This is a genomic window from Actinomadura bangladeshensis (genome assembly GCF_004348335.1).
Classification (GTDB): domain Bacteria; phylum Actinomycetota; class Actinomycetes; order Streptosporangiales; family Streptosporangiaceae; genus Spirillospora; species Spirillospora bangladeshensis.
Genome location: NZ_SMJW01000215.1, coordinates 1 through 13,458 on the forward strand (window position 1 = coordinate 1; position 13,458 = coordinate 13,458).

Annotated in this window: 12 protein-coding genes; all 12 read left to right on the top strand. The window is 71.9% G+C overall.

Going from position 1 to position 13,458, the window contains the following annotated elements:
* Positions 1-919 (top strand): RNA-guided endonuclease InsQ/TnpB family protein (locus E1284_RS30820; RefSeq protein WP_131943673.1); only part of this gene is annotated, 919 nt, incomplete at its 5' end.
* Positions 920-1,410: 491 nt separating this feature from the next.
* Complete coding sequence (locus E1284_RS30825) at positions 1,411-3,000, top strand: AMP-binding protein (RefSeq protein WP_131943674.1); 1,590 nt, start codon at positions 1,411-1,413, stop codon at positions 2,998-3,000.
* The gene (locus E1284_RS30830; RefSeq protein WP_131943675.1) at positions 2,997-4,226 is read left to right on the top strand and encodes an acyl-CoA dehydrogenase family protein; all 1,230 of its coding nucleotides are present in this window, start codon (positions 2,997-2,999) and stop codon (positions 4,224-4,226) included. The genes E1284_RS30825 and E1284_RS30830 overlap by 4 nt, the downstream gene beginning before the upstream one ends.
* A gap of 32 nt (positions 4,227-4,258) precedes the next feature.
* Positions 4,259-5,017: an enoyl-CoA hydratase/isomerase family protein gene (locus E1284_RS30835; protein WP_131943676.1), complete on the top strand. Its 759-nt coding sequence runs from the start codon at positions 4,259-4,261 to the stop codon at positions 5,015-5,017.
* Positions 5,018-5,031: 14 nt separating this feature from the next.
* Positions 5,032-5,985, top strand: coding sequence for a VOC family protein (locus E1284_RS30840; protein WP_131943677.1), 954 nt, complete (start codon positions 5,032-5,034; stop codon positions 5,983-5,985).
* The gene (locus E1284_RS30845) at positions 5,976-7,052 is read left to right on the top strand and encodes an acyl-CoA dehydrogenase family protein (protein WP_131943678.1); all 1,077 of its coding nucleotides are present in this window, start codon (positions 5,976-5,978) and stop codon (positions 7,050-7,052) included. The genes E1284_RS30840 and E1284_RS30845 overlap by 10 nt, the downstream gene beginning before the upstream one ends.
* Before the next feature lie 122 nt (positions 7,053-7,174).
* A complete protein-coding gene (locus E1284_RS30850; protein WP_131943679.1) occupies positions 7,175-8,359 on the top strand; it encodes a sensor histidine kinase in 1,185 nt (394 codons plus the stop codon).
* A 57-nt stretch (positions 8,360-8,416) separates the two neighbouring features.
* Positions 8,417-9,181: a LytR/AlgR family response regulator transcription factor gene (locus E1284_RS30855; RefSeq protein WP_243714847.1), complete on the top strand. Its 765-nt coding sequence runs from the start codon at positions 8,417-8,419 to the stop codon at positions 9,179-9,181.
* A 44-nt stretch (positions 9,182-9,225) separates the two neighbouring features.
* Entirely contained in the window at positions 9,226-9,582 is a 357-nt protein-coding gene (locus E1284_RS30860; RefSeq protein WP_243714848.1) for a DUF485 domain-containing protein, read from the top strand.
* Positions 9,579-11,309, top strand: a complete 1,731-nt coding sequence (locus E1284_RS30865) for a sodium/solute symporter (protein ID WP_131943681.1) — start codon at positions 9,579-9,581, stop codon at positions 11,307-11,309. Before E1284_RS30860 ends, E1284_RS30865 begins: the two co-directional genes overlap by 4 nt.
* A 157-nt stretch (positions 11,310-11,466) precedes the next feature.
* Positions 11,467-11,829 carry a DUF485 domain-containing protein gene (locus tag E1284_RS30870; RefSeq protein WP_165965492.1) on the top strand — a complete coding sequence of 121 codons (363 nt, stop codon included), beginning with the start codon at positions 11,467-11,469 and terminating at the stop codon, positions 11,827-11,829.
* Entirely contained in the window at positions 11,826-13,436 is a 1,611-nt protein-coding gene (locus E1284_RS30875; RefSeq protein WP_131943682.1) for a solute symporter family protein, read from the top strand. The genes E1284_RS30870 and E1284_RS30875 overlap by 4 nt, the downstream gene beginning before the upstream one ends.
* The last annotated feature ends 22 nt before the right edge of the window (positions 13,437-13,458 follow it).

A 13,458-nucleotide genomic window follows, 5' to 3' on the forward strand; every position in this document is an offset into this window, starting at 1 on the left:
GCATGAGGGCTTCCGGATCGTGGGGGTGTGGGGCCGGGCGTGGGAGGTGCGGCGGTTGTCGCGCCGCACGGGTGCGGTGCGCCTCCCCAAGGTGGGGTGGGTGCGGTTCCGCTGGTCCCGTCCCGTCCCGCCGGACGTGAGGTCGTTCCGGGTGACCCGCGACCGTGCCGGTCGCTGGCATGTCGCATTCGCCGCGATCCCCGACCCGGTTCCCGCGCCGGGCAATGGTGAGGTGGTCGGGGTGGACCGGGGTGTGGCGGTGTCGGCTGCGCTGTCCACCGGCCAGACCTGCACCGTGCCGGGCTTGACGCCGGGTGAGACCGAGCGCCTGAAGCGGCTGCTGCGGCGCCTGGCCCGCGCGAAACGGGGATCCAACCGGCGTGCCCGGGCCAAGGCCGCCATAGCGCGGCTGAAGGCGCGTGAGGCCGACCGCCGCAAGGACTGGGTGGAGAAGACCTCGACCGATTTGGCGCGCCGCTTCGACGTCATCGCGGTCGAGGACTTGAACGTGCGGGGCATGACCCGGTCCGCCAAAGGCACCATCGACGTCCCCGGCGTCAATGTCCGGCAGAAGGCCGGGCTCAACCGGGGCATCCTGGCCGCCGGGTGGGGACACCTGGTGACCCGGCTGGAGCACAAGGCGCCCGGACGGGTCGTCAAGGTCGACCCGCGCTACACCTCGCAGACCTGTAATGCCTGCGGGTACCGCGCACCGGACAACCGTGAGAGCCAAGCGGTGTTCCGGTGCACGGCCTGCGGGCACCGGGCCAACGCCGACGTCAACGCCGCACGCAACATCCGAGACGCCGCCTGCAACATCAAAGACACCGCCGTGGGACGCACGGTGGCCGCGCGGGGAGGCACGCCGCCGGGCGGGCCGGAGAACCGCGAACCCCAGCCTGCTCTCCTGCCTGCGTAGGGGACGGGCTGGAATCCCCCGCCTTCAGCCGGGGGAGGACGTCAACTGGCTCGCCATCGGACCGGGACCCGGCACGAACACCAGCGCGGCTGTGGACTCTGCATGGCGCACCCGTTCCTTCCGCAGGGGGACGGGAGAACGATAGGCCCGCCGATCGCGAGCGATGCCGGTGACATCCGCCGATCCTGGGCGCCGATCGTTGGCACTCCACGCCAATGCCGGGTGCCGCGAAAGCGGCGCGGCGCGTGTCCGAAACGCCGAGGCGGGTAGGTGTGGTCCGAGTCACACTGAATGCCTGATGTCCCAATAGATCACTCTTAGAACCACTTTGTTCCTGTTTCGCCACTGTTGCCGTGTATGGCGTTTCGTGTTCCTCTATTTATGACATTGTCCGGTTACGGATCGCTCCCAGCCGATTCCGTGCCGCCGCCATCTAGCCGCCCAGCCCAGCCACCGACGACGCACGCATGCAGCGACAGCGGAGGGTCCGGATGCGCAAGGAGACGCTGGAGAGCTTCGTCCTCGGGGACGTCCTCCGGTCACAGGCCCAGGTCCATCGAAGGCAGACGTTCCTCAAGTTCCGGGACGGCGAGGTCACCTACGGCGAGGTCGACGCCGCCGCCGACCGGCTGGCCCGCTCCCTGGCCGGGGCCGGCATCGGGCGCGGCGACCACGTCGGCGTGATGCTGCCCAACTGCGCCGACTTCGTCCACCTCGTGTTCGCGCTGGCGCGGCTCGGCGCGGTCGCCGTGCCGGTGAACATCGCCTACAAGGGCGAGCTGCTGCGGCACGTCCTGGACAGCTCCGACTCCGGCTGGCTGATCATCGACGGGCCGTACGCGGAGCGGGTCGCGGACATCGCGGAGCGGCTGCCGAAGCTCCGCGGCGTCCTGGTGCGGGACGCCGCCGGGGCCGGCGTCCTGCTCGACCGGCTGGGCAAGCCCGCGCGGGACCTGGCCTCCCTGCCGGACGAGGGCGGCGCGGTGCAGGTGGAGGTCGGGTTCGGCGACCTCCAGGCGATCATGTACACGTCCGGGACGACCGGGCCGTCCAAGGGCGCCATGGTCCCGCACGCGCTGGCGCTGACCTGCGCCTACGACTCCCTCGACTTCCTCGACCGGTGGGGCAAGACGATCTACTGCCCGCTGCCGCTCTTCCACGCGGCGGCCCTGTGGGACGGCATGCTGTCGGCGCTGCTGGGCGGCGGCTCGATCGCGCTCGTCGAGCGGTTCAGCGCGTCCCGGTTCTGGGACGACGTGCGCCGCTTCGACGCCCAGGTCTGCATGAGCGTGTTCTCGATGATCCCGATCCTGCTGAACCGGCCGCCGACGTCGCGGGACCGCGACCACCGGCTGGAGACGTTCTACATGGGCAAATCGAACCTCGACGAACCGATGCGGGAGCGGTTCGGCGTCCGGTCGGTGGAGACGTACACGAGCACCGAGGCGGGCATCGCGACCGGCAGCCCGTACGGGGAGTGGCGGGTCGGGTCGTGCGGGCGGGCGCACGAGGAGCGCTTCCACGTCGCGGTCGTGGACGAGCAGGACCGCGAGGTCGGGCCGGGCGAGCCCGGCGAGCTGGTGCTGCGGCCGAAGCAGCCGTTCGTCCTGACGACCGGCTACTACGGCAACTGGGAGGCGACCACGCATTGCTTCCGGAACATGTGGTTCCACACCGGAGACCGGGTATGGCGTGATGACGACGGGTACTTCTTCTTCCTCGACCGGATGAAGGACGCCATCCGCCGGCGCGGTGAGAACATCTCCGCCTTCGACCTGGAGACGGAGATCAACCAGCATCCGGCGGTGCTGGAGTGCGCCGCGATCGGCGTGCCCTCGGAGCTGGAGGACGAGGACATCAAGGTGTCGATCGTCGTGCAACCGGACACCGGGCTCGACCCGGCGGAGCTCGTCGCCTACTGCGAGGAGCGGCTCCCGCGCGCGATGGTGCCGCGCTACGTCGAGTTCGTGGACGCGCTGCCGCGCACCCCGACCGACAAGGTCGCCAAGTACAGGCTGCGCGCGCAGGGCGAGTCCGGGATCACGGAGACGACCTGGGACCGGGAGGCGGGTGGCCGGTGAACTGGGACGACACGCCGGAGCAGGCGGCCTTCCGGGAGGAGGTCCGGGCGTTCATCGCGGAGCGGTTCCCCGCGTCCTACCGCCCGGCCGGGGACGAGGAGCAGAGCCTCGAGCCCGAGGACGTCGCGGGCTACAACTGGCCCGTCGACCGGGTCGCGGACGATCCGGGACGGCGCGAGGGCGCGCGGGCGTGGGCGGCGGCGCTGGCCGAGCGCGGCTGGATCGCGCCGCACTGGCCGCAGGAGTACGGCGGCGCCGGCCTGTCGCCGCTGGAGGAGTTCGTCCTCCATGAGGAGATGATGCGGGCGCGGGTGCCGACCGTGAACGGCATCGGCGCGTTCCTCCTCGGCCCGACGCTGCTGGTGCACGGCACCGAGGAGCAGAAGGCCGCGCACCTTCCGCCGATCGCCTCGGGGCACGCGACCTGGGCGCAGGGTTTCTCCGAACCGGGCTCGGGCTCCGACCTGGCCTCGCTGCGGACGCGGGCCGTCCGGGACGGGGACGTCTACATCGTGGACGGCCAGAAGGTGTGGACGTCCCTCGGCCAGTACGCCGACTGGCTGTTCGTCCTGGTCCGCACCGACCCCGCCGCCGAGAAGCCGCACCGGGGCATCACGTTCCTGCTCATCGAGGCGAACGCGCCGGGCGTGACCGTCCGCCCCATCACCGACATCCGGGGCGCCGAGCCGTTCTGCGAGATCTTCTTCGAGGGCGTCCGGGTGCCGGTGGCGAACCGGGTGGGGGAGGAGAACCGCGGCTGGTACGTGGCGATGTCCGCGCTCGGGTTCGAGCGGGCGGGGATCGGCGCCACGATCAAGTACGAGCAGGCCCTCGCCGAACTGGTCGCCTACCTGCGCTCCCCGGAGGGGCGCCGGTTCGCGCGGAACACGCCGTCGATCCGGCAGGAGATCGCCCGCCGGCGGACCGAGATCCGCGTCCTGTACAACCTGGCCCGCTACACGGTGTCGCGGCAGGCGGCGGGGGACGAACCCGACTTCGAGGCGTCCATCAACCAGCTGTTCGGCGCCGAGCTGCACCAGCGGCTGGCCCGCACGGGCGCCCGCGCCTTCGGGCGGTCCGCCGCGCTCTGGGCGCGCGCGGACGCGCCGCTCGGCGCCGCGTTCACCCACATGCGCCGCGACTCGGTGGCGTCCACCTTCCTGGGCGGCACGACCGAGATCCAGCGCAACGTCATCGCCACCCGGGGCCTGAACCTGCCCCGCTGAAGCCACCTGGACACGAGGAGGAGCGAACCCGTATGCCCGACGAGAACGCCTACGAGACCGTCGACTTTCGGATCGAGGAGCGAGTCGCCTGGCTGACGCTGAACCGGCCGGACAAGCTCAACGCGCTGACACCGACGACGATGACGGAGCTGCGCGACATCTTCACGCGCGTCGACGACGACGAGGACGTCTGCGTGGTGGTGCTGCGCGGCGCCGGCGAGCGCGCGTTCTGCGCCGGGATGGACCTGGCCTGGTCGGAGAAGCTGACGCCGCGCGAACGCATCGAGCAGGGCCGGCTCGGCGAGAAGACGTTCGCGATGATGGAGCGGCTGTCGGTGCCGGTGATCGCGGCCGTGCACGGGTACGCGGTCGGCGGCGGCCTGGAGCTGGCGCTCGCCGCCGACTTCATCATCGCCTCCGACGACGCGAAGATGGGACTCGTCGAGATCACGCTGTCGGCGCGTCCGCCGTACCGGCCGAAGATGACCGAGGACGGCGACCCGGACCAGCCCGAGTTCGGCGGGTCCGCGCCCGGCTGGGGCGGGGTGAAGCGGCTGCCGGAGCGGATCGGCAAGGCCCGCGCCAAGGAGCTGCTGTTCACCGGAGCCCGCATCGGCGCCGACCGCGCGCTGCAGCTGGGCCTGGTCAACGACGTGTACCCGGCGGACGAGTTCGACAAGCGGATCGGCGAGCTGGCCGAGCGCGTCGCCGCGATGAACCGCTACAACCTGCGCCTCGTCAAGGAACTCGTCACCTACGGCTACGACTGGATCGAGCCGCACCCGAGCTAGGGCTAGGAGGACTCGTGCAGATCTATCGGATCGACCATGTCGCGCAGGTGGCCCCCGACCTCGACGCGCAGGTCGCGCTGCTGGAGGGGCTGTTCGGGTTCCGGCGCGTCCGGGGCTGGGACGACCCGGAGGAGGGCGTGCGCGGCGCCCGGCTGGAGATCCCCGGCAGCCGGGGGCAGGCGTGGGAGGTCGTCTCCCCGGCCGGCTCGCCTTCCGGGGATGACTCGCCGCTGCGGACATGGCTGGACGAGCACGGCGGGCGTCCCGGGCTGCACCATGTGGGCGCCGAGGTGCCCGACCTGGAGGCCGTCCAGGCGGAGCTGGAGGTGCGCGGCATCAAGGCGACCGACGGGGCGCGGGGACGCTGGCTGGAGGCGTCACTGAGCCCGCCCTCGCACGGGCCGGGCGTCCTGTGGCGGCTCCGCGGGCCGGGCAGCCTGGACATGTGCGGCGATTCGCCCGCCGCCTCCGTCCCGGTGAGCGGTTCCCCGGACGGGCCGTCCCTCGGAATCGTGGCGCTCGACCACATCTGCCAGGCGTTCCCCGACCGGGACGAGCTGGCCCGCTGGTACCACGACCTCGCGGGGTTCGTGCAGGTGTGGCGTACCGCCGACGACGAGCATCCCGACATGGCCGACCTCGTGCTGAACATCCCCGGATCGGCGATCTGCTGGGAGGTGATCATGCCGCGCGGCGAGGACTCGTTCATCGAGCGGTTCCTCGGCAAGGGCGGGCCGGGCGCCCACCACGTCACGTTCGAAGTCGCCGACTGGGACGCGGCGATGGCCGCGTGCGAGCACCACGACACGCCGACCTTCGACGACGAGGAGGGCGTCACCGACGGCGCCGCCTGGAAGCACACGTTCATCCATCCGAAGAAGACCGGCGGCGTCCTGGTCCAGCTGTTCTGGGAGGAACGGCCGGGCGTGTGGGTCCGCTCCGACAAGGTGCCGCCGCGATGGACCTGAGCCTGACCGAGGACCAGGAACTGATCGCCTCCACGGCCCGGGAGGTCCTGGCCTCCCGGGCGGCCACCGCCGGGGCGCGGGCGCTGGACGGCGACCCGGCCGGCTACTCCGCCGCGCTGTGGAAGGAGATGGTCGAACTCGGCTGGACGGGCCTCGCCTTCCCCGCGGAGCACGGCGGCGTGGGCGGCGACTTCCTGGACGTGTGCCTGCTGTTCGAGCAGCTCGGATACGCCCAGGTGCCGAGCCCCCTGCTGGCGTCGGTGGCCTGCTGCGGCATGCCGGTCGCCCGGTTCGGGACGTCCGAGCAGAAGGGGCGCTGGCTCGACGCGATCGCGAACGGCCGGGTCGTGACGGCCGCGCCGCTCGCCTGGGACCGTCCCGATGAGGGGCCGGCGGCTTCGCGGGACGGCGAGGCGTTCGTCCTCAACGGCACGGCGACGTTCGTGCCGTACGCGGCCTCTGCGGAGAACATCCTGGTGGTGGCCCGGCTCGACGGCGAGCCGCACGCCTTCTGGGTGGACGCCTCGGACGCCACGCTGCACCCGCTCGACACGATCGGCGCCGACCGCCCGTGCCATGTGGACCTGGACGGCGTCCGGGCGCTCGACACCCTCGGCCGGGAGGCCGCCGACGCGGTCTCCCTGTTCGGGGCCGCCGCGACCTGCGCCGAGATGGTGGGCGCGGCGCAGCACGTCCTGGACATGACCGTCCAGTACGCGACCGAGCGCGAGCAGTTCGGCCGCGCGATCGGGTCGTTCCAGGCCGTCCAGCACCACTGCGCGGACATGGCCATCGACGTGCTCGGCTCGCGCTTCCTCGCCTACGAGGCCGTCTGGCTCCTGTCGGCGGACCGGGAGGCGGCGCAGGAAGTGGCGATGGCCAAGGCCTGGGTGAGCGAGGCGTACGAACGGGTGTGCGCGCTGGGCCACCAGGTCCACGGCGCCATCGGCTTCACCCACGAGCACGACCTGCACCTGTTCTCCGAACACGCGGCAGCGGCATCCCTCTCCTTCGGCGACGCCGACCTGCACTACGACAACCTGGCCGACGACCTGGACCTGCACTGAACCGCCGAGCGGCGCCCGGCCCGGACCGAATCCGGCCGGGCGCCCGCCCGCGCCGGGAAGATGGTTACTGACCGAGCGCGACGACCTCCCGGAACGGGGACGGGCGGGCATAGGTTTGCCGGATGGACGTGGTCGTCGCCGTGGTCGCGGCCCTTGTGGTGACGTGGGTTCCCGCTCTGCTGTGGTGGCGCAGGCAGGGGCGGGGCGGTGACCTCGGCGGGCCCGCGCGGCGGGCGACGTTCGAGATGCTGCACACCGCGTCGCGGGCCGCGCCGGCGTTCCGGGCCGGGCTGACCGAGCAGGGCGCGCAGAAGGCGGCCCGGCATCTGCGGGCGCTGCTCGACTGCCGGGCGCTCGCGATCACCGATGGCGAGCGGCTGCTGGCCTGGGACGGGGAGCACGGCCACCACGCGGCCGAGGGGCTCGCGCACGCCGGGGTCACGCTGGGGAACGGGCGCACGCAGGTCCACGATGTGGCCTGCGACCGGATCGACTGCCCCATCCGGCGGGTCGTGGTCGTCCCGCTCGCCACCGACGACCGGGTCGTCGGGGCGCTGGCGGCGTACGCGGAGGACGTCCCCGCCGGGCTCATCCGGGCGGCCGAGGAGGTCGCGCAATGGGTCGACTCCCAGTTGGAGCTCGCCGAGCTGGACCATTCGCGGGCGCTGCTGATGGAGGCGGAGATGCGGGCGCTGCGGGCGCAGATCTCGCCGCACTTCATCTACAACTCGCTGACCACCATCGCCTCGTTCGTCCGGTCGGATCCGGAGCGGGCGCGGGAGCTGCTGCTGGAGTTCGCCGGGTTCACGCGGTACTCGTTCCGGCGGCACGGGGACTTCACGACGCTCGCCGAGGAGCTGCGGTCGATCGACCGGTACCTGCTCTTGCAGCGGGCCCGGTTCGGCGAGGAGCTGCGGGTGACGCTGCGGATCGCGCCCGAGGTGCTGCCCGTGGCGGTTCCGTTCCTGTGCCTGCAGCCGCTCGTGGAGAACGCCGTCCGGCACGGGCTGCAGGACCGGTCGGAGCCGGGGCTCATCACGATCATCGCGGAGGACGCCGGGTCCGACTGCGTCATCAGCGTCGAGGACGACGGCATCGGCATGGACCCGGACGAGGTCCGGCGGCTGCTGGCGGGGGAGCGGCGGACGCCGTCCGACGAGGCCGGGATCGGGCTCGCCAACGTCGACGAGCGGCTCCGGCAGGTGTACGGCGGCGAGTACGGGCTGGCCGTCGAGACGGGGCCGGGCGCCGGGACGAAGGTCATCGTGCGCGTTCCGAAGTACCGGCCCGGAGTGACGGCCTCTTGACTTGTCCCTGCTCCGTTGACTGAAATGTGGCGGACGGTACGGGGAAGGGACGATGCGGTGGGCCTGCGTGTCCTCGCGGTGGACGACGAGGCGCCCGCACTGGACGACCTCGTCCACCTGCTGCGCGCCGATCCGCGGATCGGCGAGATCCACACGGCGCGGGACGGTGCGGCGGCGCTGCGCAAGCTCGACCGGGCCCTCGCGGACGGGCGTCCCGTCGCCGCGGTCTTCCTCGACATCCGCATGCCCGGCCTGGACGGCACCGTGCTCGGCCGCGTCCTCGCCCAATTCGCCCGCGCCCCGCAGATCGTCTTCGTCACCGCCTACGAGGGGCACGCCGTCGACGCGTTCGAGATCAAGGCGACCGACTACATCCTGAAGCCGGTGCGCCCGGAGCGGCTCGGCCTCGCGATCACCCGGGTGACCGAGGCGGCGGAAGAGGCCGGGTGGGCCGACATCGGCGCGAGCGCCGCGCCCGCGGAGCCGGAGCCCATGCCCGTCGAGCTGGGCGGAGTGACCCGGTTCGTCACGCCGGCCGAGGTGCTGTACGTGGAGGCGCAGGGCGACTACGCGCGGCTGCACACCTCCGGCGGCAGCCACCTCGTGCGCATCCCGCTGAACTCGCTGAGCGAGCGGTGGAGCGGTGCCGGGTTCGTCCGGGTGCACCGCAGCCATCTGGTCGCGCTGTCGGCGATCGAGGAGCTGCGGCTCGACTCGGGGCGCTGCACGATCGTCGTCGGCGGCGCCGAGCTGCCGGTGGCGCGGCGGCACGTGCGGGAGCTGCGCGACCTGCTGGTGCGGCGGGCGAGGCGGGCGCCCTGAGCACCGGGGAGCGGCCGCGGGAGATCGCGCCCGGCCGGACGCTGGTGACCGGGCCGCGGACCAGGACGGTCCGGCGGCCCCGCTACCCGGTGACCCGCGAGATCGACGAGCAGACCGGGCTCGGTGAGGCGTACATGCGGTCGCTGCTGCGCACCCAGCTGCGGCTCGCCCTCCGGCTGTGCCTGGTGCTGGCGGTCGTGGTGCTCGGGCTGCCGCTGCTGTTCGCGATGGTCCCCGAGATCCGCGAGCGGGAGCTGCTCGGGCTGCCGCTGCCGTGGGTGGTGCTCGGCGCGCTGATCTACCCGTGGTTCGTGGTGTGCGGGTGGTGGTACGTCCGGATGGCGGAGCGCAACGAGGACGACTTCGCCGACCTCGTCGACCGGGCCGAGGACCGGCCGTGAACGCCGCCTACGGGCTGGCCGGGGTCCTGCTCGTCGTCGTCGCGACCGTGCTCATCGGTGTGCTCGGCGTGCGGATCTCGCGGACCACGTCCGACTTCTATGTCGCGTCCCGGACGGTCACGCCGCTGCGGAACGCGTCCGCCATCGGCGGCGAGTACCTGTCGGCGGCCTCCTTCCTGGGCATCGCCGGGCTGATCCTGGCCTACGGCGCCGACATGCTGTGGCTTCCGGTCGGCTGGACGGGCGGGTACCTCGTCCTGCTCGTGCTGGTCTCGGCGCCGCTGCGGCGGTCCGGGGCCTACACGCTGCCCGACTTCGCCGAGGCGCGGCTGGAGTCGATGGCGGTGCGGCGCGTCGCCAGCGTCTTCGTCGTCCTGATCAGCTGGCTCTACCTGCTGCCCCAGTTCCAGAGCGCCGGGCTCGTGCTGCGGACGGTGACGGGCGCCCCCGTGTGGACGGGCGGCGTGCTGATCGCGGTCGTCGTCGCCGTGAACGTGCTGGGCGGGGGCATGCGCAGCGTCACTCTGGTGCAGGCGTTCCAGTACTGGATGAAGCTGACGGCGCTGGCCGTCCCGCTCGTCTTCCTGCTGCTGGCGTGGCGGGGCGACGGCGCGCCCGGCCTGTCGTCGGACGTCCCGCCGCGGTTCGCCGACCGGACGACGGTCGCGGTCGGCGTCGCCGTCACGGTGAACGTCACCGCTCCCGTGCAGGTCACGGTGGACGGACGGGTCGACGGGCGCGAGTACCCCGGCGCCGCGCTGACCCTGAACCCCGGCCCGCACCGCTTCTCCCAGGACACCTCCATCACCTTCCCCGCCGGGGCCGATGTGCCGCACGTCAGCGGGCGCCCCGTCACCACCGACCGGGAATGGGCGATGCCGCTCGACGGGCGCGAGCATTCGCTGTACGCGACGTATTCGCTGATCCTCGCGACGTTCCTCGGGACGATGGGGCTGCCGCACGTCCTCGTCCGCTTCTACACCAACCCCGACGGGCGGGCGGCGCGCCGCACGACCGTGATGGTGCTGTCGCTGCTCGGCGCGTTCTACCTGCTGCCGGCGCTGTACGGGGTGCTCGGACGCCTCTACACCCCCGAACTGCTGATGACCGGGCGGGCGGACGCCGTCGTCCTCACCCTGCCGGGGCGGCTGATCGGCGGGCTCGGCGGCGACCTCCTCGGCGCGCTGGTGACGGGCGGCGCGGTCGCGGCCTTCCTGTCGACGTCGTCCGGCATCACCGTGTCCGTCGCCGGGGTGCTGGCCCAGGACATCCTGCGCGGCGGGGTCCGCTCGTTCCGGGTCGCGACGCTGCTCGCGCTCGTCGTCCCGCTGGCCCTGGCGATCGCGGCCCGCTCCCTCGCCGTCGCGGACGTGGTGGGGCTCGCGTTCGCCGTCGCCGCGTCCACGTTCTGCCCGCTGCTCGTCCTCGGCGTCTGGTGGCGGCGGCTCACCGTCCCGGGCGCGCTCGCGGGGCTCAGCACGGGCGGCGTGCTGGCCGGCTCCGCCGTGATCGTGACGATCGCCGCCGGGCCGCCGTCCGGGCTCGCCGGCGCCCTGCTCGCCCAGCCCGCCGCCTGGACGGTCCCGATCGCGTTCGCCGTCATGATCATCGTGTCGCTGTGCACGCAGCGCCGGGTGCCGAAGGGCGTCGCCCGCATGATGGTGCGCCTGCACACTCCGGAGTCGCTCAACGTCGATCGCGGTACCTGGCGGCCCCGCCGGGTCTGACCGTTCGTCGCGCCAGACTGACCGTTCGGCGACGGGCTCCGCACCCCGGCGACGATGGACGGCACCTGACCGCAGCCGTGCCGCCGACCCCTCGTCCCCTCCGAGCTGGGTCTTTACGGTGGCGCGTGATTGGCGTCACACAAGAGGAGGGGCGGTCGTGTCCATCGACAAGAAAACCGCCGGCACCGTCTATGAACGGTTCCAGGGCACCGAGGAGTTCCAGGAACTCCGACGCAGATTCCGCCGATTCGCATTCCCCATGACCGCCGCGTTCCTCAGCTGGTACCTGCTCTACGTCGTCATGTCCGGGTGGGCGCGCGGCTTCATGGGGCACGAGCTGTTCGGTTCCATCAACGTCGCCCTGGTCTTCGGGCTGCTGCAGTTCGTCTCCACCTTCGGCATCGCGTACCTGTACTCCCGGCACGCCGAGCGCCGGTTCGACCCGATGGCCGACAAGATCCGCGGCGAGATCGAGGCCGAGAACGCGCAGGTCACCGAGCCCGCGGAGGAGGCACGATGAGCAACGAGACCCTGTCGATCATCCTTTTCGTCGTGTTCGTGGCCGCCACCCTCGGGATCACCGTGTGGGCGAGCCGCAACACCAAGAGCGCCACCGACTTCTACGCCGGCGGACGCTCCTTCACCGGTGCGCAGAACGGCCTGGCGATCGGCGGCGACTACATGTCCGCCGCGTCGTTCCTCGGCATCGCCGGGCTCATCGCGCTCTACGGCTACGACGGCTTCCTGTACTCGATCGGGTTCCTCGTCGCCTGGCTGGTGGCACTGCTGCTGGTCGCGGAGCTGCTGCGCAACTCCGGCCGGTTCACGATGGCGGACGTCCTCGCCTTCCGGATGAGCCCGCGCCCGGTGCGGACCGCCGCCGGCGTCTCCACCATCGTCGTGTCGATCTTCTACCTGCTGGCGCAGATGGTCGGCGCGGGCGCGCTGGTCTCGCTGCTGTTCGGCTTCACCAGCGACTTCGCCAAGGGCGCGACGATCGCGCTGGTCGGCGTCCTGATGATCATCTATGTGGTGTTCGGCGGGATGAAGGGCACCACCTGGGTGCAGATCGTCAAGGCCGTCCTGCTGATGACCGGCGCGGCCCTGATCACCCTGCTGGTGCTCGGCAAGTTCGGCTTCAACCTCTCCTCGCTGCTGAAGGACGCCGCCGAGCAGAGCGGCAAGGGCGACAAGTTCCTGGAGCCCGGCCAGCGCTACGCCACCGAGGAGTCCGGCCTCACCGGCAAGCTCGACCTGATCAGCCTGGGCCTCGCGCTCGTCCTCGGCACCGCCGGGCTGCCGCACATCCTGATCCGCTTCTACACCGTCCCCACCTCCCGCGATGCCCGCAAGTCGGTCATGTGGGGCATCGGCCTCATCGGGGTGTTCTACCTGTTCACCCTGGTCCTCGGCTTCGGCGCCGCCGCGCTCGTCGGGTCCAAGGAGATCTCCGAGGTCAACGCGGCCGGCAACACGGCGGCACCGCAGCTCGCCGAGCGCATCGGTGAGATCGTCTTCGGCTCCGCCGGCGGCACGATCCTGCTCGCGGTCATCGCGGCGGTCGCGTTCGCGACGATCCTCGCGGTCGTGTCCGGCCTGACCCTCGCCTCGTCCTCGTCCTTCTCGCACGACCTGTACGCGCACGTGTTCCGCAAGGGCAAGGCCACCGAGCGGGACGAGGTCCGGGTCGCCCGCATCTCCGCCTTCGTGATCGGCGCCGTCTCCATCGTGCTCGGCATCTACGCGCAGCGCCTCAACGTCGCGTTCCTCGTCGCCCTCGCGTTCGCGGTCGCCGCGTCCGGGAACCTGCCCGCGATCCTCTACAGCCTGTTCTGGAAGCGGTTCAACACCGCCGGCGCCACCTCCGCCATCTACGGCGGACTCGGCTCGGCGATCTTCCTCGTGGCGTTCTCCCCGGTCGTGTCCGGCTCGGAGAAGGCCCTGTTCACCGACCACGACTGGAGCTGGTTCCCGCTCAGCAACCCCGGCATCCTCTCCATCCCGATCGGCTTCGTGTGCGGCTTCCTCGGGACCGTCCTCAGCAAGGAGTTCAACAAGGAGAAGTACGCCGAGATCGAGGTCCGCTCCCTGACCGGGGCGGGCGCCGAGAAGGCGGCCGAACACTAGTCCCGCGGGGGGCGTACGTCCC

Bases quoted from the DNA above. Each gene is read 5' to 3' on its own strand.
- E1284_RS30875 (WP_131943682.1), top strand. From the start codon at position 11,826: ATGAGCAACGAGACCCTGTCGATCATCCTTTTCGTCGTGTTCGTGGCC.
- E1284_RS30845 (WP_131943678.1), top strand. From the start codon at position 5,976: ATGGACCTGAGCCTGACCGAGGACCAGGAACTGATCGCCTCCACGGCC.
- E1284_RS30835 (WP_131943676.1), top strand. From the start codon at position 4,259: ATGCCCGACGAGAACGCCTACGAGACCGTCGACTTTCGGATCGAGGAG.
- E1284_RS30850 (WP_131943679.1), top strand. From the start codon at position 7,175: ATGGACGTGGTCGTCGCCGTGGTCGCGGCCCTTGTGGTGACGTGGGTT.
- E1284_RS30825 (WP_131943674.1), top strand. From the start codon at position 1,411: ATGCGCAAGGAGACGCTGGAGAGCTTCGTCCTCGGGGACGTCCTCCGG.